The organism is Prevotella heparinolytica, from assembly GCF_004342845.1.
In the GTDB taxonomy this organism is placed as follows: Bacteria; Bacteroidota; Bacteroidia; order Bacteroidales; family Bacteroidaceae; genus Bacteroides; species Bacteroides heparinolyticus.
Genome location: NZ_SLXB01000017.1, coordinates 48,158 through 69,753, shown reverse-complemented (window position 1 = coordinate 69,753; position 21,596 = coordinate 48,158). Strand labels below are relative to the sequence as shown.

The window sequence follows — 21,596 nt, the reverse complement described above, 5'->3', positions numbered from 1 at the left end:
GTGCGACAGAAACCTCTAATTTTATACCGTTATGAAGGAAGAAGATAAAAGTAAGATAGTCGAGGTGTTTGCCGGCTCGCCGTGGGAAGCGGAACTTGTGAAAAGCTTGTTGGAAAATAACAGCATTGAAGCCGCGACAAAAGACGGAATGGTAGTAAACGTTGTATTACCGGACACCGCAGTGGATGTTTCTGTTCTCGTCAACGAAAAAGACTATGAAGCAGCAATGGAGGTGGTTCGCGAATACGAGAAGAAAAGAAATGAGAATTGACTTTAGTAGAATTGCTGTCAAGATAGGCAGCAATGTTTTGGCACGTCGCGACGGTACGCTCGACATTACGCGCATGTCTGCGCTTGTAGACCAGATAGCAGAATTGTATAAAGCGGGTATGGAAATCATCCTTATTTCTTCCGGGGCGGTGGCTTCGGGACGTAGTGAGGTACATCCTAATAGAAAGTTGGACAGCGTAGACCAGCGACAACTTTTCTCTGCCGTGGGGCAGGCCAAGCTCATCAACCGCTATTATGAATTATTCCGTGAACACGGCATCCCTGTAGGGCAGGTTCTCACGATGAAGGAGAGCTTTTCCACCCGCCGTCATTATCTCAACCAGAAGAATTGCATGACCGTGATGCTGGAGAACGGTGTCATTCCCATTGTGAATGAGAACGATACCGTTTCCGTGAGCGAGTTGATGTTTACCGATAACGATGAACTTTCTGGATTGATAGCCTCCATGATGGATGCGCAGGCACTGATTATTCTCAGCAACATCAACGGTATCTACAATGGTTCGCCTGCCGATCCGACATCGCGGGTCATCCGTGAGATAGGGCAAGGAGAAGATTTGTCTTCTTACATCCAGACTACGAAATCCGGCTTCGGACGCGGCGGCATGCTGACGAAAACGAGCATAGCCCGCAAAGTGGCAGACGAGGGTATCACCGTTATCATAGCCAATGGCAAGAGGGATAACATCTTGGTGGACATTATCGGGAATGAGAAATTAAAGACGCGAAATGACGAACCGGAATATACGCGTTTCATCCCTTCGCCGGAGCCGGTTTCCAGCGTCAAGAAATGGATTGCCCACAGCGAAGGCTTTGCCAAAGGAGAGCTGCACATCAATGATTGTGCAACAAAAGTGCTGACTTCCGACAAAGCCGTCAGTATTCTGCCGATAGGAATCGTCTCTGTGCAAGGGGAGTTCGAAAAGGACGACATTGTGCGAATCATCGACTTTGAAGGCAATCCCATAGGTGTGGGAAAAGCTAATTGCAATTCGGCCCAAGCACGTGAGGCTATGGGGAAGCACGGTAAGAAGCCAATCGTACATTACGACTATTTATATTTGGAATAACCAGCTAAAACCACTTACAAATATGGACTTAAACAGAACCTTTGTCGCTGTGCAAGAGGCAGCCTGCAAACTGCCGGGCTTGAGCGATAAGGATATCAATGAAATATTATCGGCCGTTGCAGATGCGGCTGTGGAACAAGCCGGTTTCATACTTGGTGAAAACCGGAAGGACTTGGAGCGCATGAATCCTGCCGACCCTAAATACGATCGTCTGCAACTGACCGAAGAACGTTTGCAGGCTATTGCCTCGGATATTCGGAATGTGGCTTCTCTGCCCTCGCCATTGGGACGGATACTGAAAGAAGATGTTCGTCCTAACGGGCTGAAGATAAAAAGGGTGAGTGTGCCTTTCGGAGTAATCGGCATCATTTACGAAGCCCGTCCCAACGTCAGTTTCGATGTGTTTTCGCTTTGCTTGAAGAGCGGTAATGCCTGTATCCTGAAAGGAGGTAGCGATGCCGATTGTTCCAACCGTGCCATTGTTCGTGTGATACACGAGGTGTTGAGGCGTTTTCAGGTAGACAGGCACGTGGTGGAGCTCTTGCCTGCCGACCGTGCAGCAACTGCCGAGCTGTTGCATGCCAATGGTTATGTGGACGTCATTATCCCTCGCGGCAGTAGCGGGCTGATTGATTATGTGCGGCAAAATGCCACCATACCGGTCATCGAAACAGGAGCAGGCGTATGCCATACCTTTTTCGACCGTTACGGCGATGTCCGGAAAGGTGCGCCTGTTATCCGTAATGCCAAAACACGCCGTGTCAGTGTCTGCAATGCGTTGGATTGCCTGATTATTGATGCAAACCGCCTGTCCGACCTTCCTGCACTTTGTGCCTCCTTGAGCGATAGCAATGTTACTCTTTATGCCGACCGGCCTGCATACAAGGCATTGCAAGGCAAATATCCCGCGGAATTGCTGCAGCCTGCCGACGAAGGTTGTTATGGCAAAGAGTTTCTGGACTATAAAATGGCCGTTAAGACTGCGGACTCCCTGCACGATGCCTTGGTGCATATCCGGAAGTATAGCTCCAAACACAGCGAATGCATCGTTACGGAAGACCGCCTGCATGGCGAACGATTCTGTCGCGAAGTAGATGCGGCCTGCGTCTACGTCAATGCACCGACCTCTTTCACAGACGGTGCCCAGTTCGGGTTAGGCACCGAAATCGGTATCAGTACTCAGAAGCTCCATGCCCGCGGACCGATGGGATTGGAAGAGATGACCACATACAAATGGATTGTCGAAGGAGACGGACAAATCAGAGACTAATAATCATATATAAAAAGAGAGAGAGATGAGGAACTTTACTTGCGTGCAAGACATCGGTAATCTGAAGTCTGCATTGGACGAAGCATTCGAGATTAAGAAAGACCGTTTCAAATATGTGGAGTTGGGGCGAAACAAAACGCTGATGATGATATTCTTCAATTCCAGCCTGCGCACCCGCCTCAGTACGCAGAAGGCTGCCATGAATCTGGGTATGAACGTCATTGTGTTGGACATCAACCAAGGCGCATGGAAGCTCGAAACCGAACGGGGCGTCATCATGGACGGCGAGAAACCGGAACACCTGCTGGAGGCCATCCCCGTGATGGGCTGTTACTGCGATGTGATAGGCGTGCGCTCCTTTGCCCGCTTCGAGGACAAAGAGGAGGATTACAATGAAATGATATTGAATCAGTTCATACGCCATTCCGGCCGGCCGGTATTCTCCATGGAGGCTGCCACGCGCCACCCTTTGCAGAGCTTTGCCGACCTCATCACCATCGAGGAATATAAAAAGACGGCCCGCCCCAAAGTGGTTATGACTTGGGCACCGCATCCGCGCCCGTTGCCTCAGGCTGTTCCCAACTCTTTTGCCGAGTGGATGAATGCCACGGACTATGATTTTGTCATTACACACCCCGAAGGGTATGAGCTTGATCCGGCGTTTGTGGGCCGTGCCCGCGTGGAATACGACCAAATGAAAGCCTTTGAAGGAGCTGATTTTATCTATGCCAAGAACTGGGCAGCCTATACGGGTGATAACTACGGCCAAATATTGAGCAAAGACCGTGACTGGACAGTGAGCGAACGGCAGATGGCTGTGACCAACAATGCCTGCTTCATGCACTGCCTTCCGGTTCGTCGGAATATGATTGTGACGGACGACGTTATCGAGAGTCCGCAATCCATCGTCATCCCCCAAGCGGCCAACCGTGAGATTTCTGCCACGGTGGTGCTGAAAAGACTGATTGAGGGGCTGTGACAACGCAATAAGGGGCTGTGCGGGTTCGACAGTAAGAAACGAAGTTTGCGGGATGCCTTCCGAAAGTCGATGGCTCCCGCATGAAAACATTTGCTTCTGACGGAAGTGTTTTCTATCGCAAGGCTTGCGATGTACATCTTGCGCCTTGCGATATACATCTTAGCGCCTGCGATGTATAACGCAAGCCTTGCGATGGAGATTTCTCCCTGATCTCTTCCTGCTTTAGATAGGGCAGTGCCGGATTTCTTTCGCGGGCGACAGGATTTTCTGCCTTTTAGCTTCTACTTCTCCGTCTGCTTTCCTGCCGCCTTCCAGCTCATGAAGCCTCCGTTCAGCTCATAGACGGTATATCCTTTTTCACTCAATATGGATGCGGCTTTCTTGCTGCGTTTGCCGCTGCGGCAATATAGAGCGACCGGTTTATCCTTTTGCAAAACAGAATCTGTCACTGTCTCGAAATTCTTGTCCAGCACGTTGATGTTGATACTGCCGGGGATATGCTCTTCGGAATATTCGACGACCGTGCGCACGTCCAGCCGTTGCACCTCCGGGTCGGCTATCAATGCGGCAAACTCGTCTACGGAAAGACTCTTGAAACCGTTTCCCTTTTGCTGACAAGAGAAGAGGGTGGAAAAGAACAAGCAAAGGCTTGTAAATAGAATTTTCATTGGTGTATTATATGTTAGATGGGATATAATCAAGGTTGTAGGTCTTTAATTCTCCGGAGGTTGTGTTCAGAGTAAAATGTACGGTTACTTGCTTCACGCCTTTTGTTGCGGCATAGCGATGCAGAGGTACGGAGAGATAGGCGCGTTTCGTGAAAGCCTGCACATCGTTCTTTGCATCGTGATAGAGCCTCAAGAAAACATCACATCGACCGGTTTCTGTATCTATGTGTACTTTATCTTCAATAAAGTGGAAAAGGTGGAGAGCCTTCTGCATCTTGACGGTCAATACGATATTGATGTAGCCGAGACCCGACCATATGCTTTGCACATTGGCAGGATCTGTCTTTACTCCCTCCTTGAATCGGTGGGGTGGCACCGGAAGTGGAGATACGGCAGTGATCCAGCTATACAGCTTCACTCCGGCAGTGCCATCAATGCCTTTCGTTTCGGCATAGCTGCCTACCATACGAACGAGTGAATCGGCAGGGATGGTGGTCTTTGTTGCGTTTTCCACTATCTGATAAGTCTTTCCTTCGTCCGTCACCACGGACTGCAAAGTACCATCGGCTCCCGAAAATCCGGTCAGGAACTCTGATTTTACAGACGGGTAGCAGTGCTCCTCTTCACTGCCGCAAGCCACCGGCAGGCAGGCCAGTACGGATAGGAGCCATACATAATAAAGCTTCTTCATATCACTGCTCTTTTGTTGCCGCCAAATGGTTCTTCAACGGATTGGCATACATCGACAACATCTTTTCGCGCAGGAAGTTCTCGTCTTTGCCCTCTATCTCGATTCGTGCCAACTGTTGCTCCAGATAGGTGAGGAAACGTTGGCGGTCTTCCGGCGTATAGTGCGATGTGAAGTTGTCGTTGCCTTCAAGAAGGTCGTGCGCCACGTAGTTGTTCGGATAAATCTTGTAATTGGAATGGATGCGCTTGTCTATCAATGCCGATATGCGGGCGAAGAGTTCCGTCTTGGGCAGCGTGCCGTCCATCTTGCACAGCTCGTCGTTGATGCAGGTTCCGGTTTGGAAGTGTACGTGTCCTTTATAGCCGAAGAGACCGGTCTTCATGTTCAGCAGGTCGTCGGCGGTAGACTTCTTGTATTCCGGATTGTCGCGCTTCAGTTGAAACTCCCATGCTTTCAGGTAGTCGCACGGGTCATATTCGTAGGAGAGGGCAATCGGTGCAATATTCATCTCCATCAATCGGTCGACGACGGAGCCTTCGCCGCTCATGGCGAGCATCTTCAGTACGCTGTCTTGCGTGCGGTCGTCAGAATCCTTGGCCCGTCCTTCGCGCTGGGCAATCCAGATGGACTGTTTCTTCCGGTTGATGGCAAAATGCATGTAGGCCGACAGGCGCATGGATGATTCCAACATCTGGCGCATGGGCAGCCCGCGCTGCACGATGAACGACTTATTGACGCGTACCAGCTTCTTTATCCACGGATAGATGAGCAGATTATCCCCGATGGCTATTTCGGGAGTGTCCAGTCCCCAGTCTATCAGCAAAACGGAGAGGAAGCCGGAGTCGAGTATAATGTCGCGGTGATTGGAGATGTAGGTGAAATTCTTTCCCTCGTCCGGCAATGAGGTGTGGTCGAGCGTCACTCCGTCCGTGGCCTCCTTGATTAATTTCTGTAGAAGGGGATAGCAGAAGGTCTTCTGAAACTCCAGTTTTGTTTTGCAGGCACGCATCTGCCGGGCAAGCAGTTCGAAAGGGACGCCGGGCATAACCATTGAAACAGCTTCGCGGAATGCCGCATCGGCAATCAGCTCCTCATAAATCTGCGGAAGCTCTTCGTCGTGATAAGGACGGATTTCATCAAATTCTACGTTCGCGTTCATAATAATCGGGGATTAGTGTTACCGCTAAAATGCATTTTCTATAATATCTGTCATTACATCCTTTATATCCAGTCCGGCGGCACGCACTTGTTGCGGGATGAAGCTGGTAGCTGTCATGCCGGGTGTGGTGTTCACTTCCAGCAGGTTTATCTTCTCGCCGGCCGTGATGATGTAGTCCACGCGGATGATTCCTTGGGCATTCAGTATATCGTATATGGCGGAGGTGAGTTGCTGCACGCGGTCGCGCAATTCGTCCGAGACGCGGGCGGGGGTAATCTCATCGGATTCGCCGTTGTATTTGGCTTCATAATCGAAGTACTCGTTGTGCGACACCACTTCCGTCAGGGGGAATACCACGCTCTTTTCTTTCGTTTTGTAGCAACCGCAGGTCAGCTCCATCCCCTCCATGAAGGCCTCCACCAACACTTCCTGCGCCTCTTCAAATGCTTTGGCAATGGCCGGTTGTATCTGCTCGCGGGTCTTTACTTTGGTTACGCCGAAACTGCTGCCTCCCAAGCCGGGCTTGATGAAACAAGGCAGGCCTATTTTCTCGATGACGTCTTCGTCGGAAATCGTCTGCCCCTTGCGCAGCAGCAACGATTCGGCAATGCGCACCCCAAACGACTTGAGATACTGGTTGCAGGCAAACTTATCGTAAGTGAGGGAGGCCGCCAGCACGCCGCAGCAGGAGTAGGGGATGCGCAGCATGTCGAAATAGCCTTGCAAACGTCCGTCCTCGCCCGGAGTGCCGTGAATGGTGATATAGGCGAAATCGAACACCACCTTCTTGCCGTTCAGCAGGAAACTGAAGTCATTACGGTCTATGGGCGCTGTTGTACCGTCGGGCAGCCGGACATGCCAGTCGCGGCCGTGCATCTGCACGATGTAAAGTATATATTTCTCCTTGTCGATGAAGGAATAAATTCCTTGCGCACTGCGCAGGGACACCTGAAATTCGGAGGTATCACCTCCTGCTACAATAGCAATGGTACGTTTCATTCTAAATCTCTGTTACTGATGTAGCTTCTCCATTTATCTATCAGCCGGACCATGTCGTCGGGCAGTTCGGAGCTGAAGTTCATCTCTTCTCCGGTGGCGGGATGTACAAAACCTAATGTCATGGCGTGCAACGCCTGCCGCGGACAAGTGTCGAAGCAATTATTTACAAATTGTTTGTATTTGGCAAAATGAGTTCCTCGCAGGATTTCATGACCGCCGTAGCGTTCGTCATTGAAGAGGATGTGGCCGATGTGCTTCATGTGCACACGGATTTGATGGGTGCGCCCCGTTTCAAGGATGCACTCCAGCAGAGTGACGTAGCCCAGACGCTCCAATACTCTGTAGTGAGTCACAGCGTGTTTGCCTTGGTCGTCGGGAAGGACGGCCATCTGCATGCGGTCTTTGGGATTTCGTCCTATGTTTCCTTCGATGGTACCTTCGTCTTGTTCCACATTCCCCCATACCAGTGCACGATAGCGACGCTTGGTGGTCTTGTGGAAGAACTGATTGCCGAGGTCGGTCTTCGTGTCCGGCGTCTTGGCTATCACCAGCAGTCCGGAGGTGTCCTTGTCGATGCGGTGCACCAGCCCCACGTGCGGGTCGTTGGCGTCATAATCGGGGGTATCTTTCATGTGCCAGGCAATGGCATTGACAAGGGTGCCGCGATAGTTGCCGTGTCCGGGGTGTACCACCAGTCCGGCGGGCTTGTTCACCACCATGAGGTATTTGTCTTCGTAGACGATGTCGAGGGGGATGTCTTCGGGGATGACTTCGTTTTCGTAGCGCGGGCGGTCCATCACCACGGTGATTACGTCCTGCGGCTTCACTTTGTAGCTGCTCTTCACGGGTCTGCCGTTGGCCATCACGAAACCGGCATCGGCGGCTTTCTGTATGCGGTTGCGCGAGGCATTGGTCAGTCGGTCGAAAAGGTACTTGTCCACACGCATCATCTCTTGTCCCCTATCCACCACTACGCGGAAGTGTTCGTAGAGTTGCGCCTCGTCGCCCACGGGTTCTATATCGTCCAACTCATCATTCTCTATGTCGTCAGGCAGTTCTATCATCTGTGCATTTGCTATATCGACTGTTTGCAATTGGCGCTTCAGGGGTGTCCATCTTCGTCAGAACCAAGATTCGTCTGTTGCCGACTTATCGGATGATGTCACAGGCTTGGCGTCGGTTCCGGTCGACTCTGTTTCCAGCGAATCCGTTTCTTGCGGAAGTTCTTCGCCTCCGCCTACCATCAGCGTCAAGGCGGCACCCACAGGAACTTTCTCTCCGGTTGCCAGTTGGCGGTCTTTGTACTTCACGCCATATACCCAATCCTTCTCTCCGGGCACATACTGTATCTCGGCCAGTTTGAAGCCCACAGCCAGCAAGCGTGCCTCCGCCTGTCGCAGCGAGCTGTTGTCCGCCACGTCCGGAACGCTTTGCAGGGGTATGTTCAAGGAGTTGATGGTGAGATAAATGATGCGGCCTTCCTTTACCTTGTGTCCGGCGGCCGGATTGTAGTCGAGGATACACCCGGCAGGCATTGTCTTCACATAGTTGGAATCAGAGACAACACAGTTCAGTCCCCGGTTGCGGAACATCTTTTCCGCTTCTGCCACTCCCATGCCTTTCACATTGGGCACAACCACGGCATCGCCATGATGCGTATATATATCCAGTCCTTTCAGAACTCCGAACAGCACGACAATTATGGCAACAACCATTGCGATGATATTCACCCAAAAGTTTTTGTTTTGCCGGAAAGAGAAAAATTCTTTGATAGTCATAAGCTATTGTTGTACATTATCCGGGGCAAAGATACAACTTTAGACACATACTACACGGAGAAACTGTAAGTTTTTGTTTTTTCAGTCGTCTTTCTCCCGCTTCCGAAGCAGGATGAAGAGAAGTGTCTGAGGGCGGGAAAAGGCGTGTTTGTCAAACGCCTGTGTTTGACGTGACAGGCACAAGTGTTCAAGACGACAGGCACAAGTCTTTGTCATGTCAGGCACAAGTGTCTGTCACGACAGAGACCGGTGTCTGGCAAACAAGGTGCAAAGAACTTGTTTCAGCTCTGTTTGAGGGCTGTCCGGTAACGGCAGGAAACAGCCCGTATGCAGTTTGGGATTCCTGACTCGAAGCTTCTCAGCGCTGTTGCCCGATGTGCCGGTGGATGGCTGCGACCGGTTCCTGCTTGCGGCAGGAGCGGGCGGGTTGGGTCAGAACAGCTTCGGACGTTTGTTATTGAAGCGATAGCCGATACCCAGCATCAGGTAGTTCGGGTCGTGAAATTCGCTGAGGCTGTAGCCTATGTGCAGGTAGGAGTTGCGCCATACGTCTATCTTCAGGGCCAGTATCTGGTAGAAGGTATTCATGTCGCCGCCGCCATGCAGCACATTGGCGCCGAGACCGATGCCCACGGTGAAATAAGGCATCACAAACTCGCCGCGTGCAGACAAACCCAAGGCCAATCGTTTGTCAACCGTCGGAGTGAGAAATTCCTGGGAGTTTTCATTGGCCCGGATGTTGGCACTGCCGTCATATACGCCGTCCAACGAAACGCCCGCACGGAACTTGTAGCCGAAGTTGTACATCGGTGCAAGGCCGAAGCCAAACACGGGATAGGTGTCGGGAGCAGGCACTTGTCCGCCGGGGACATTCACGGCTTTCTTCCTCCACGAGCCGAACAGAGTCAGGTCGTAGCTGACATGGCGGGGGAAAGGGGGCACAGCCGGATGTGTCCGTAAACCTGCCGTTTCATCGGCCTTGCGATTGAAATTATATATCAGGCCTATCTTGCAGTCTATCGTGTTCAAACCGGAATTGGGGTATCGGGTGTTTCCGTTGGAAAAGTGGTTTCCGGCAGCTCCCAGCGTGAAGTCCAACAGGGGAGAGAGCGCCCAGTTCAGATAGAGGTTCACATTGAGGTAGGCGTTGGCGGGAGAACCCATTATCTTATTATAAGGGTTGCTTGTCTCGTCGTAAGGTTTCCAGCCCCACGATGCGCCGAAGTTCCACTCGTAGTTGAGCGACAGGCGGCGAGAGAACCGGGCGATGCTTCCGCCTTGAAACAGGTAGAGGGCAAGCGGATTGCCCAATTCTTGACGGTTGCCGAAGTTGAAGTAGCCTAAGCCGATGCCTTGGTAGGCATCGATATAAGCTTTCGAGGCAGTGGTGTGAGGACGAAGCTGAAAGGCATACTTCAGATGACCGGCATAAGCTGTTTCCATTCTCCTCATCAGGCTGTTTTCTCCCTTCAAGAAAGCGTTGGTCGGGAAGATATAGCCTGCCCGCCCTTCCACTTCCAGTCTGTGGATGAATCGTTTTGCAAACGAAGTCGTGTCCGAGACGTTGTGCGGATAATCATCGGCAGCCTTTGTCTGTGCATATAGCGTGCCGAACCAGAGGAGCGTCGCCCCTATGATAAGGGGCAGCAGCTTCCATGTTCGTTTATCTTTTTCCATATATCGGGCTGTCGTTTTAAGGGAGAGGTTGTTTTTCATCGTTCTTCCTGATTTCCACGCGACGGATTTTGCCGCTGATGGTCTTGGGCAGTTCGTCTACAAACTCGATGACGCGCGGATATTTATACGGAGCAGTCACTCTCTTCACATGGTCTTGCAACTCTTTGACGAGCGCTTCGCTCGCCTGCTTCTTATACTCTTTGGACAATACGACGGTTGCTTTCACCACCTGTCCGCGTATCTCGTCGGGCACTCCGGTGATGGCACATTCCACCACGGCGGGGTGGGTCATCAGTGCACTCTCCACCTCGAACGGGCCGATGCGGTAGCCACTGCTCTTGATGACATCGTCGGCACGCCCCACAAACCAGTAGTAACCGTCTTCGTCGCGCCATGCCACGTCGCCCGTGTAGTAGATGCCGTCGTGCCATGCCTCTTCCGTCAGTTCGGGGGCGCGGTAATACTCTTTGAACAGTCCTATGGGCTTCCCTTTGTCGGTACGGATAACAATCTGACCCTGTTCGCCGTCTTCGGCCGGGCGGCCGTCAGGAGTCAACAGGTCGATGTCGTATTGCGGATTGGGCACGCCCATGCTGCCCGGCTTCGGCTCCATCCACGGGAAAGTGCCGAGGGTAAGCGTGGTTTCTGTCTGTCCGAATCCCTCCATCAGGCGTATGCCGGTGACCTTCTTGAGCGTTTCGTAGACCGAATAGTTGAGCGCCTCGCCGGCGGTGGTGCAGTATTCCAAGGACGAGAGGTCATATCGGGTGATGTCTTCTTTGATGAGGAAGCGATAGATGGTGGGCGGTGCGCAGAGCGAGGTGATGCGGTAGTCGTGTATCTTGCCCAGTATGTCGGCAGGCGTGAATTTCTCGTGGTCGTAGACAAAAATGTTGGCACCGGCAATCATCTGTCCGTACAGTTTTCCCCAGACGGCTTTTCCCCAGCCGGTATCGGCAATGGTGAGGTGCAGGCTGTCGCGGTGCAGGTTGTGCCAGAATCCGGCGGTGACGATGTGCCCTAACGGATAAGTGAAATCGTGTGCCACCATCTTCGGATTACCTGTTGTTCCGCTGGTGAAGTACATCAGTGAGGTGTCCTCGTTGCTGTTGGCATGCGCCGGGCGGATGAATGCGGGAGCGGCTTCCACCCCTTTGTGGAAGTCTTCGAAGCCTGAGGGCATGTCGGGGCCAATGCTTATCAGTGTCTTCAGACTGGGCGATTGCGGCATGGCATCTGCAATGTGCTTGATGATAACCTCTTCGCCGGCACAAACTATCATTTTGATGTCGGCGGCATTGCATCGGTAGACGATGTCTTTCTTCGTCAGCAGGTGAGTGGCGGGGATGGCCACCGCACCCAGTTTGTGCAAGGCGATGATGCTGAACCAGAACTCCACGCGCCGTTTCAGTATGAGCATCACCATGTCGCCGTGGCCTATGCCGAGGCTTTGGAAGTAAGCGGCGGTGCGGTCGGTTTCCGTCTTGAGGTCGGCGTAGGTGTATTGTCGGTGTTCGCCTTGGTCATTGGTCCAGAGCAGGGCCTTCTTGCAGGGCTCTTCGGCAGCCCAGGCGTCTACTATGTCGTAGCCGAAGTTGAAGTTCTCCGGCACATTTATTTTTAAGTTCTTGATGAAATCTTCTTGCGAAGAAAAAGAGGTTTGCGATAAAAATCTTTCTAACATGTTGCTGATGTGCTAACGTATATTAATGTATGGCAGATGTGCCGGTTACATAGGATTGTATTTCTACATGATGACTGCAAGGAAGCGCACGGTTTTCCCGTCCAGCGCTTTCATGCCGTGGGGCAGCTTGGAGTTGAAGTACAGGCTGTCCCCCTCGTTCAGTATCAGTTCTTTGCCGTCGATGCAGAGCATCATGCGTCCTTCGAGCACAAGGTTGAACTCCTGACCGGGATGGCTGTTGAAGTGCATCGGCACGTCGTCGGGCTTCGGCTCCACAGTGACGATGAACGGGTCGGCATTGCGATTGATGAAGCCGGCGGCCAGCGATTGATACTTATAGGCTTTGGTGCGTTCGATGCTGGTTCCTTTTCCGGCACGTGTCAGGAAGTAGGAGGTCATCTTGGGCTCTTCGCCAAACATCAAGGCGTCCAATGCCACACCGTAGCGGCGGGCAATCTTTTGCAGCATGCTGACGGAGATGTCATGGTCGCCGGTTTCGGCAAGGCTGTATTCTTCGGCGGAGATGTCGCAGTCGCGGGCAATGTCTTCGATGGTCAACTCCAGTACGTCGCGCAGTCCGCGCAGACGTTCGGCTATTTGTTTAATCTGTTCGTCCATTATGTAGATGTATTTTCTTTACTGTATATCGGCAAAGGTAACCATTTTGCCGTTTATATAACCTTTGTGGCGGTAGATTTTATTTCAGTCCCAGCCAGAACCAGAAGGTACTGCCTTTGCCGGGGGCAGATTCTACGCCTATCTTTCCATGCATACAGTCGGCAAGTGTCTTGCAGATGCTCAACCCCAAGCCCGTGCCTTTCACCAAAGAGCCCAACTTCTCGAATCGGTCGAAAATCTTGTCCAACAACTCGTTCGGTATGCCCGTTCCGGTGTCGGTTACTGTAAACTTCACTCCTTCGGCTTCTTCCTGATAGCCGATGGTGATGGTGCCTTCGTCGGTGTATTTGATGGCGTTGTTCACGAAGTTGGTCAATACGGCCGTCAGGCGTTGGCGGTCTTGGTACATCGTGATTTGTTTGCCTCTCGGTGTGTAGACGAGCTTGATGGGCAGTTCTTTAAACTTGGGATGGTAGGAGGCATAGATTTCGTTCATCAGTTCTTCCACATCGAAAGAGGTCTTTACGAACTTGACACTGCCTGATTCCAGATTGCTGAGGTCGAGAATATCATTGATCAGCATGAGTAATTGTTCGTTGTTCGACCGGATTATATTTCCAAACGATTTTTTATCTTCCGGGCTTACCTCTTCCGTGGCCAGTATGTCGCTGAATCCCACAATGGCATTGAGCGGTGTGCGTATCTCATGGCTCATGTTGGCAAGGAAAGCCGTCTTCAGCCGGTCGCTCTCCTCGGCTTTCAGTCGGGCCAGATAGATGTCGGTCACGTCGGTCAGTGTGCCGTAGTAGCCCACTACCTTGTCTTCTATGTTTTTGATGGCTGTGCCTCGGAACTCCATCCATTTCACCTGCCCGGTTGTCGTGTTGAATCGCATGATGAAGGAGTAATCGGTTCCCTGCACCTTGTTTTCGGCTATGATGCGCTCAAATTCGGCTTTGTCGTCTGCGTGTACGTGGTTGTGGATACTGAAGTCCGGGGTGTATTCATTTACTTCCAATAGTCGTTTCAGCTCTTCGGAATACACACATTTGCCTGTGTGATAGTCTATGCTCCATGAGCCTACTCTGCCCACTTTTTGCGAGATGCGGAGCATTTGTTCGGTCTGTGCCTTCTCTGTTTCGTCTATGCGGGCAATGCCGTATTCCTTCAGTTTGCCTTCTTCGTCGAAGAGAGGAATCTGGATGAATTTGTAGTAGTGATAATCCATGCCGTTTTCCCATGCACAGCTGCAATGAAACTGCTGCATCTGTGTGCAAAGGGCTTCGCTGCGTTCAAGGTATTTGCTCACTGTCTCTTTGTCGTCGGGGTGGGTGAATTGCAATAGCTGTTCGGCTGTCATGTCCGGCTCGTATTCATCGAGATAGGGGTCGATGTTGTGGAAGATGCGCGTATATGGATTGTAGCGCCAGAGGGTGATGCCGCAGCTTTGGTTTATCAGGTGGGCATGATTGGTATAATTGGCCAATTCCGTATTCCTCTCAGCCTTCCTTGCATGGGCGGTTATATCGCGTTGGGTGCAGAGGATGTAGTCCGTTTTACCCAGATGGTCTGCGTGGCGCATGCAGTGAATGCGGTGGAGGCGAAAACTTCCATCACCGCTTCTTATTCTGAAATCTTTCCGGTTTTTATGTATCTTGCCCGTTGAAATATCGTTGAACATTTGCACATAGCCGGGGGCATCTTCCGGATGTATAAGCGTGATAGTTGTTTGAAAATCCAATTCGTCGGGGACGAATGTTTTTTCTTTGTAAATGTATAATCGGTTATCAGCCACAGTCAGAATGCGAACCTCGGTTTGTGCCCCTTCAATGATAAATTCGAGCACCTCTTCTTTTATATCCGCAAGATTCAAATCCATTTGAGTTGATATTTAAACTGTTATAAGTTGTGAGGAATATTGTTTTGAACAGGCTTTGTCAGCTACTCTTCTTGATTGCTTTTATCACGGCCGATGCGAACCCTTCGTGCTCCAGCTCGTTGAGGCCCCGTATGGTGATGCCGCCGGGCGTGCACACTTTGTCTATTTCCGCGCCGGGGTGCGTGTCGTTGTTCAGTATCAGCTCTGCCGCGCCTTTCACCGACTGTGCCACCATCTTCATGCCGTCTTTGGGATAGATGCCCAGCTCGATGCCTGCCTGCATGGCTGCCTGAATATATTTCAGCACGTAGGCGATGCCGCAGGAAGTCATGGCGGTGGCGGCGGCCATCTTCTCTTCGGGCAGCAGCATGGCCAGCCCCATCTCGTTGAAGATGTCCAGCATCAACTGTTCTTGTTCGGCGGAGGCGTTATGGCTGCTGATGAGCGTCATGCTCTGCATCTCGCTGATGGCGGTGTTGGGGATGAGGCGGAACAGTGTCTGCCGGTCGTTCCCGATGTATTCTGCCAGCTGTTCGCACGTGATGCCTGCCGCCACGGATACGAAAAGGGCGTCCGATGCTATTTGCAGTTCCTTTATCACGGGCTCCGCCAGCCACGGCTTCACGGCAAGAATTATCATGTCGGCCTTGTCCGCGGCTTCACGGTTGCCGGTTGTCACGTGCAGGGAAGCGTGCTCCACCTGCAATTTGTCTAATTTCTCTTGCGAGGGGTCTGCCACGGTGATGTTTCCGGCAGGGACGATGCTGCCCTTTGCCATGCCTCGGGCGATGGCTCCGCCCATGTTTCCGGCTCCGATAATCGCTACTTTCATATTCGTTTCTTTTCTGAGAATCTGTTTAGGCTTTATTGGGGAAACTTATTTAAGGCTCTCAAAACAGACTCTAAGTGCGTTGTTTTGACAGCAAATATAGTGATTTATACATTGCGGAGCAGTGGATGAGAGTGAAAAAAGTAAGCTGTTAAAGGAATAATGCCTATCTTTGTCCTGTCATTGGAATGTTTTTTTGAAATAAAGCACTTATGAATACTGATTTTGATTACAGCCTTGTTCCCGAAAACTATGTTCACTGCTTCAACGCCGACTGCCGGCACGGTGACAACTGCCTGCATCGCCTTGCGGCTCTCCATGCCCCGAAAGAGCCCGTCGTGCTCCGTTGTGTCAACCCCGTGGCCTATCCGAAGCCGGCGGGCATGTGTCCTCATTTGCGCTCGGCGGATAAGGTGCGCTTGGCATGGGGCATTTCTGCTTTGTGCAACGAGGTTCCCTACGGCATTGCCACCGGTTTGTTAAGCAAAATTCGCCAATCTTTCTCCAAACCCACTTACTATCGCATCTTGCATCAGGAACGCCCTCTATACGTTGAAGAGCAGAAGATGATAGCCGACCTCTTTGCCCGCAGCGGTACGGACGGGAAACCCGTATACGACCGTTATACGGAGGAATACGATTGGAAAGATTGAAGTTTCATGCTTTCCACGAGGGCTTGACCAAAAGTTTCACCCCTCTTCGTTACTGTGAGACTATACTTCCCAATACGACTGAAGCCACTTCCCAATACGAGTGAGGTGGCTTCAGTCGTATTGGGAAGTGGCTTCACTATATAAGGGGAAAGATAGGGGGTATGAAATGGGGCGTTTTTTATTCCGAATCGGCATATAAAACCTTATAATGCGGCTTTGTTTTGGTTTGCATTTATGAAGCAACAACAGCCCATCGTTTCCTTTTTTTGTTCCATCTCGGAAAATGTGCTGAATTCGATGAAGAAGCATACGCTTTCTATACCGGTCAGATACTGCTTGACGCTCGTAAAAATGCACGTTTGACACAAGAAGAGTTGGCTAAACGTATCGGAACTGACAAATCATACATCTCACGAATAGAAAAAGGGATTACAGTTCCGAGTGTGGCGACTTTTTACAGGATAGTAAATGCCTTAGGCTTGAACGTAGAACTTAAGCCGACATTATGAATGAAGCCGAAGAATTCCGTATACTTCCGTGCCTGAAAGAAGTTATGAAGATACTTTATGCCTGAAAAAAGGAGATGTGTTCAAAACATTCACATCTCCTTCTCTTTGTATGTTGTATTTGTCGCTACTCTCTTTTATTCCAACACTCTCCTGAGACGTTCGAGGAATATATCCGCCTCTTTCAGGCTGAGGCAGAGGGGCGGAAGCAGGCGAATCACGTTCGTGCCGCTGACACCGGTAAACACGTGTTGCTCTTTCAAGAGTCTCAGCCGCAACTCCTTGATGGGAGTTTCGAATTCCAGCCCAATCATCAGGCCCAAGCCGCGCACGTCCTTGATTTGCGGCATCTTCTTCAGCTCTTGCTGCAAATAAGCGCCTACCTTGGCGGCATTCTCCACAAGGCTTTCCTGCTCCATCACGTCCAGTACGGCAAGTGCGGCGCTGCAAGCCAGATGGTTGCCGCCGAAAGTCGTGCCAAGCTGTCCGTGGATAGGAGCGAACATGGGGCTGATGAGTACGCCTGCCATCGGGAAACCGTTGCCGATGCCTTTGGCCACGGTGATGATGTCGGCCTTGATGCCGTGATGTTGGTGGGCGAAGAACTTGCCGCTACGTCCGTATCCACTCTGTATCTCATCGAGAATCAGCACCGTGTTGTGCTCGGTGCAAGCCCTGCGCAGGGCACGCATAAACTCGCCGGTGGGCAGTTGTATGCCGCCCACTCCCTGAATGCCTTCGATGATGACGGCACAGACATCGCCTTTCGCCAGTTCCGCCTTCATGGCTTCGATGTCGTTCAAAGGCAGGTAGGTCACGTGTCCGCACTCGTTGATGGGGGCAATGATTTTAGGATTGTCGGTGGCCTCCACCGCCAGCGAGGTGCGCCCGTGGAAAGCCTTCTTGAAGGAAACCACGCGCGTCCGTCCGTTGTGGAAAGAAGAAAGCTTCAGGGCATTCTCGTTGGCCTCGGCGCCGCTGTTGATGAGGAATAAGGAATAGTCGTCGTAGCCGCAGGCCTTTCCTAACCGTTCGGCCACCTGTTGCTGCAATTTGTTGACGACGGAATTGGAATAAAATCCCAGTGTCGCCACTTGCCTGCTTATCATCTCTACATAATGCGGGTGGGCGTGGCCGATGGAAATGACAGCATGGCCGCCATAGAGGTCGAGATATTCCGTTCCATTCTCGTCCCATACACAGCAACCTTTTCCTTTGACGATATGGATGTCAAAAAGGGGATATACATCGAATAAATTCATAAGCTAAAGAGGTAAGTTACCATCGTTTTATGTGATTAAATATAGTTTTCCTTACCCTCCTTCCCTTTCCTGCGGGAAGAGAGGCTTTTTAAAATGCACTCGGCTTCAGCTTAAGTCCCACCGTCTCTTCCAGATTGAACATCAGGTTCATATTGTGCACAGCCTGTCCGCTGGCACCTTTCAGCAGGTTGTCTATGCAAGAGATGATGAGCAGCTTGTTTCCGTGCTTCTCCAAGTGGATGAGGCACTTGTTGGTGTTCACCACCTGCTTCAGGTCGATGTTCTTCTCCACGATGTGCGTGAAAGAGTCTTTGGCATAATACTCCTCGTACATGCGTACGATTTCTTCCAACGCCACTTTGGTCTTCACTACGATGGTGGCGAAGATGCCGCGAGGGAAGTCGCCGCGATAGGGGATGAAGTCGATTTCCGAGTTGAAGCTGTTTTGCAACTGCTTGAGCGACTGCTTGATTTCGGGCATGTGCTGATGCTCAAAGGCCTTGTATACACTCAGGTTGTTGTTGCGCCAACTGAAGTGGCTCGTTGCGCCCGGCTTTACGCCTGCCCCCGTGCTTCCGGTGATGGCATTCACCGTAATGTCGTCGTTCAGCATCAGGTGCTTTGCCAGAGGCAGCAGTCCCAACTGGATGCAAGTGGCAAAACAGCCAGGATTGGCAACGTGCTTTGCCGTGCAGGTGGCACGTCGGTTCAATTCAGGCAGACCATAGATGAAGTCGTGTTCGGGCGAAGCGATGCGGTAGTCCATGGAGAGGTCGATAATCTTCAGCTCTTCCGGAAGGTTGTGGCTCTCCAGAAATTTCTTTGTGTCGCCGTGTGCGGTACAAAAGAAGAGCACGTCGATTTCGTCCAGCGGAAGGCGGTCGGTAAACTCCAAATCCGTTTCACCGTACAGGCCTTCGTGCACGTCGGTGATTTTGTTTCCGGCGTTGCTCGAACTGTTGACGAAGACGATTTCCGCTTCCGGGTGGTTGATGAGCAGGCGTATCAGTTCGCCTGCCGTATATCCTGCTCCGCCGATAATTCCTACTTTAATCATATTGTCAATATCATTGCTTTTAGGTTATATATTTTATCCAATCTCCTGCCGACTAAATTTCTTCGTCCTTGTGGTTGGCATAATAAACACGCAGCGGGGTAGAGGTTACTTTAATAAAGCCCTTGGCGTCTTCCGCCGTCCAGCCTTTCTGCATCTCTCCGTATTCTCCGAATTTGGTCTTCACAAGGTCGTCCTTGCTTTCCACGCCTACGGTCGAGAAACTCAACGGGCGCAGCTCCAGAATGGCCGTACCGTTCACGTTGCGTTGCGAAGACTCCAGCAGGGCCTCGATGTCGCGCATCACCGGCTCCAGATACTGGCTTTCGTGCAGGAACATGCCGTACCAGTTGGCCACTTGGTCTTTCCAGTACTGCTGCCATTTGCTCAATGTATATTTTTCGAGGAAACGGTGAGCGCCGATAATCAGTATAGCGGCGGCAGCCTCGAAGCCCACACGTCCCTTGATGCCTATAATCGTGTCGCCCACGTGCATGTCTCGCCCGATGCCGTAAGCGGCACCTGTCTCTTCTACTTTCCGGATGGCTTGGATGGGGTCGTCGAAGGTCTCGCCGTTCACGGCCTTCAACTCTCCTTTCTTAAAGGTGAGGCGCAACTGTTCGCTGCCTTCTTTCCGGCAGTGCTTCAGGTAGGCGCTTTCGGGCAATCCTTGGGCGGAATCCAGAATCTCGCCACCACAGATGCTTGTGCCCCACAGCCCTACGTTATACGAGTATTTCAGTTTGGCGAAGTCGGCTTCAAAGCCATGCTTGTTCAGGTAATCAATCTCTTCCTGACGGCTCAGGGCCATGTCACGCGTCAGTGTGATGATTTCCACGCCCGGCGCCATAACCAGAAAGGTCATGTCGAAACGAATCTGGTCGTTGCCTGCCCCCGTAGAGCCGTGGGCAATGGCATCTGCTCCTATCTCGTTGGCATAGCGGGCAATGGCAAGTGCCTGGAAGATGCGTTCGGAACTTACGGAGATGGGATATGTGCCGTTGCGCAGCACGTTGCCGAATACCATGTACTTCAGGCTCTTGTCGTAATACTCCCGCGTCACGTCGAGGGTGACGTATGCTTTTGCCCCCAGCTTATAGGCATTCTCTTCGTTGGTCTTCAGTTGTTCGGTACTGAAACCTCCGGTGTCGGCGCAAGCCGCGTAAACCTCGTACCCTTTCTCTTTGGCAAGATACATCACCGTGAACGAGGTGTCCAGACCGCCGCTGAACGCCACTACTACTTTCTTCTTTTTTGCTTCCATATCTTTGGCGTTTTTTAGATTTTATCGTCTTCGTGTTGCTTCGGGTCGTAAAGCATTGCCGTGCAGATGCAGAATTTACGCTCCTTAGCCATTAATATATCGTGGTTGATGCAACCTTCGCAACCTTTCCAAAAGGCGTCGTCATCCGTCAGCTCGTTGAAGGTGACGGGAACGTAGCCCAGTTCGGTATTCATCTTCATCACGGCCGCCCCGCTGGTGAGGCTGAATACCTTGGCATTGGGCCATCGCAGGCGTGCCAGACGGAAAGAGGCCGTCTTGATGCGTTTGGCCAGTCCTAATCCCCGGTAATCGGGATGCACTATCAAACCCGAGGTTGCCACGTATTGTTTGTTTCCCCAACTTTCTATATAGGTGAAGCCGGCGAACTCCTCGCCACACAAAGCAATGATGGCTTTTCCTTCCCTCATCTTGGTGGCTACGTATTCGTGTGTACGCTCTGCGATGCCTGTTCCGCGCACCTTGGCTGCTTCGCGGATGGTCTCCAGTATCTTGTCCACGTAAATTTCATGTGAGGCATCTGCCACCATTACATCGATTTGTTTCGAATCCATTTCTATTCATTGATTAGAGATGAAGAACAAGAGAACACCTCTTATCCTTTCATTTTGCTTTTTCATTATATATGTTATTGGATGTTCGGAATGATTTGAGACAGAAAGCCGAGCACCTCGTCGTGCGATGCTGCTTCGTGTAGCACCAGCATAATAGTATCGTCTCCGGCAATGGTTCCCAAGATGGCGGGGCATTCGCGGTTGTCGATGTCGTAGGCCATGCTGCTGGCATATCCGGGGCGGGTGCGGATGACGGCGATATTGCCGGAGAACTGAAGCGAGATGAAACCGCTCGTCATAAGCATCTCACTGGTACTTTGCTCATTGAGGCGTTTATACATGATGTTGTTGGGCAATACATATACATACTTCCCGTTCATGTTTGCTGCTTTTGCAACTTTCAGCTGCTTCAAATCGCGTGACAAGGTGGCTTGCGTCAACTCAAAACCTTCCTTTTCCAAAGCAGACAACAATTCTTCTTGTGAACTGAGTTCTTTGCTTGAAATAATCATTTTGATGGCCTCTAACCTACTTGCTTTTTTCTTCATGTTTTGTATAATTATTCTGAGAATGCCGCAAAAGTAGCGATTTTTTGAGATATAATATACAAAAACGACTAAAATTTGTGGTATTTTTATTCTTTATGCTTGTTCGTAGAAAAAGGTTTCTTTATGTCGCCCGCATTTGGCCGAT

Annotated in this window: 22 protein-coding genes; 6 read left to right on the top strand and 16 right to left on the bottom strand. The window is 51.3% G+C overall.

The genetic code is table 11. The annotated features are described in order from the left end of the window. Positions 1-31 precede the first annotated feature (31 nt). Genes EV202_RS09500 through EV202_RS09485 form a run of 4 tightly spaced genes read left to right on the top strand, consistent with a single transcriptional unit; the run spans position 32 to position 3,610 of the window. Positions 32-271 carry a DUF2007-related protein gene (locus tag EV202_RS09500; protein WP_106069354.1) on the top strand — a complete coding sequence of 80 codons (240 nt, stop codon included), beginning with the start codon at positions 32-34 and terminating at the stop codon, positions 269-271. Beyond that, a complete protein-coding gene (proB, locus tag EV202_RS09495; RefSeq protein WP_131926906.1) occupies positions 261-1,361 on the top strand; it encodes a glutamate 5-kinase in 1,101 nt (366 codons plus the stop codon). The genes EV202_RS09500 and proB overlap by 11 nt, the downstream gene beginning before the upstream one ends. A 22-nt stretch (positions 1,362-1,383) precedes the next feature. Then, positions 1,384-2,631, top strand: a complete 1,248-nt coding sequence (locus tag EV202_RS09490) for a glutamate-5-semialdehyde dehydrogenase (protein ID WP_131926905.1) — start codon at positions 1,384-1,386, stop codon at positions 2,629-2,631. A 25-nt stretch (positions 2,632-2,656) separates the two neighbouring features. Next, positions 2,657-3,610: an N-acetylornithine carbamoyltransferase gene (locus EV202_RS09485; protein ID WP_131926904.1), complete on the top strand. Its 954-nt coding sequence runs from the start codon at positions 2,657-2,659 to the stop codon at positions 3,608-3,610. A 281-nt stretch (positions 3,611-3,891) separates the two neighbouring features. On the opposite strand, the gene EV202_RS09480 is transcribed toward EV202_RS09485, so the two are convergent. The 11 genes from EV202_RS09480 to proC all read right to left on the bottom strand — a co-directional run bounded on the left by EV202_RS09480 (position 3,892) and on the right by proC (position 15,595). Beyond that, positions 3,892-4,278, bottom strand: a complete 387-nt coding sequence (locus tag EV202_RS09480; protein WP_131926903.1) for a rhodanese-like domain-containing protein — start codon at positions 4,276-4,278, stop codon at positions 3,892-3,894. Positions 4,279-4,285: 7 nt separating this feature from the next. Then, entirely contained in the window at positions 4,286-4,969 is a 684-nt protein-coding gene (locus EV202_RS09475) for a NigD1/NigD2 family lipoprotein (protein WP_131926902.1), read from the bottom strand. A 1-nt stretch (position 4,970) separates the two neighbouring features. Continuing rightward, a complete protein-coding gene (locus tag EV202_RS09470; protein WP_131926901.1) occupies positions 4,971-6,128 on the bottom strand; it encodes an acyltransferase in 1,158 nt (385 codons plus the stop codon). Between the two features lie 24 nt (positions 6,129-6,152). Then, on the bottom strand, positions 6,153-7,127 hold the full coding sequence (locus tag EV202_RS09465; protein WP_131926900.1) for a D-alanine--D-alanine ligase: 975 nt from the start codon (positions 7,125-7,127) through the stop codon (positions 6,153-6,155). Then, positions 7,124-8,191: an RluA family pseudouridine synthase gene (locus EV202_RS09460; protein WP_131926899.1), complete on the bottom strand. Its 1,068-nt coding sequence runs from the start codon at positions 8,189-8,191 to the stop codon at positions 7,124-7,126. The genes EV202_RS09465 and EV202_RS09460 overlap by 4 nt, the downstream gene beginning before the upstream one ends. 57 nt (positions 8,192-8,248) lie before the next feature. After that, entirely contained in the window at positions 8,249-8,905 is a 657-nt protein-coding gene (locus tag EV202_RS09455; protein ID WP_131926898.1) for a PASTA domain-containing protein, read from the bottom strand. 432 nt (positions 8,906-9,337) lie between these two features. Next, a complete protein-coding gene (locus EV202_RS09450) occupies positions 9,338-10,582 on the bottom strand; it encodes an acyloxyacyl hydrolase (RefSeq protein WP_131926897.1) in 1,245 nt (414 codons plus the stop codon). A gap of 16 nt (positions 10,583-10,598) precedes the next feature. Continuing rightward, positions 10,599-12,266: an AMP-binding protein gene (locus EV202_RS09445; protein WP_131926896.1), complete on the bottom strand. Its 1,668-nt coding sequence runs from the start codon at positions 12,264-12,266 to the stop codon at positions 10,599-10,601. 63 nt (positions 12,267-12,329) lie between these two features. Beyond that, positions 12,330-12,884 carry a helix-turn-helix domain-containing protein gene (locus EV202_RS09440; protein ID WP_106069342.1) on the bottom strand — a complete coding sequence of 185 codons (555 nt, stop codon included), beginning with the start codon at positions 12,882-12,884 and terminating at the stop codon, positions 12,330-12,332. A gap of 79 nt (positions 12,885-12,963) precedes the next feature. Beyond that, positions 12,964-14,763 (bottom strand): sensor histidine kinase, encoded by a 1,800-nt coding sequence (locus tag EV202_RS09435; RefSeq protein WP_106069341.1) that lies wholly within the window; start codon positions 14,761-14,763, stop codon positions 12,964-12,966. Positions 14,764-14,821: 58 nt separating this feature from the next. Continuing rightward, entirely contained in the window at positions 14,822-15,595 is a 774-nt protein-coding gene (proC, locus tag EV202_RS09430; RefSeq protein WP_131926895.1) for a pyrroline-5-carboxylate reductase, read from the bottom strand. 209 nt (positions 15,596-15,804) lie between these two features. Here proC and EV202_RS09425 point away from each other — a divergent pair, with 209 nt between their 5' ends. Next, the gene (locus EV202_RS09425; RefSeq protein WP_106069339.1) at positions 15,805-16,245 is read left to right on the top strand and encodes a DUF6078 family protein; all 441 of its coding nucleotides are present in this window, start codon (positions 15,805-15,807) and stop codon (positions 16,243-16,245) included. Positions 16,246-16,475: 230 nt separating this feature from the next. Then, positions 16,476-16,754 carry a helix-turn-helix domain-containing protein gene (locus EV202_RS09420; RefSeq protein WP_234878277.1) on the top strand — a complete coding sequence of 93 codons (279 nt, stop codon included), beginning with the start codon at positions 16,476-16,478 and terminating at the stop codon, positions 16,752-16,754. A 134-nt stretch (positions 16,755-16,888) separates the two neighbouring features. Here EV202_RS09420 and EV202_RS09415 read toward each other — a convergent pair whose 3' ends face one another. The 5 genes from EV202_RS09415 to argR all read right to left on the bottom strand — a co-directional run bounded on the left by EV202_RS09415 (position 16,889) and on the right by argR (position 21,451). Continuing rightward, positions 16,889-18,013, bottom strand: a complete 1,125-nt coding sequence (locus tag EV202_RS09415; RefSeq protein ID WP_131926893.1) for an aspartate aminotransferase family protein — start codon at positions 18,011-18,013, stop codon at positions 16,889-16,891. Between the two features lie 88 nt (positions 18,014-18,101). Continuing rightward, positions 18,102-19,070: an N-acetyl-gamma-glutamyl-phosphate reductase gene (gene argC / locus EV202_RS09410; RefSeq protein WP_131926892.1), complete on the bottom strand. Its 969-nt coding sequence runs from the start codon at positions 19,068-19,070 to the stop codon at positions 18,102-18,104. Between the two features lie 52 nt (positions 19,071-19,122). Further along, entirely contained in the window at positions 19,123-20,331 is a 1,209-nt protein-coding gene (locus EV202_RS09405) for an argininosuccinate synthase (protein ID WP_131926891.1), read from the bottom strand. A gap of 14 nt (positions 20,332-20,345) precedes the next feature. Next, positions 20,346-20,903, bottom strand: coding sequence for a GNAT family N-acetyltransferase (locus tag EV202_RS09400; RefSeq protein ID WP_106069335.1), 558 nt, complete (start codon positions 20,901-20,903; stop codon positions 20,346-20,348). 74 nt (positions 20,904-20,977) lie between these two features. After that, the gene (gene argR, locus EV202_RS09395; RefSeq protein WP_125238189.1) at positions 20,978-21,451 is read right to left on the bottom strand and encodes an arginine repressor; all 474 of its coding nucleotides are present in this window, start codon (positions 21,449-21,451) and stop codon (positions 20,978-20,980) included. Between the last annotated feature and the right edge of the window lie 145 nt (positions 21,452-21,596).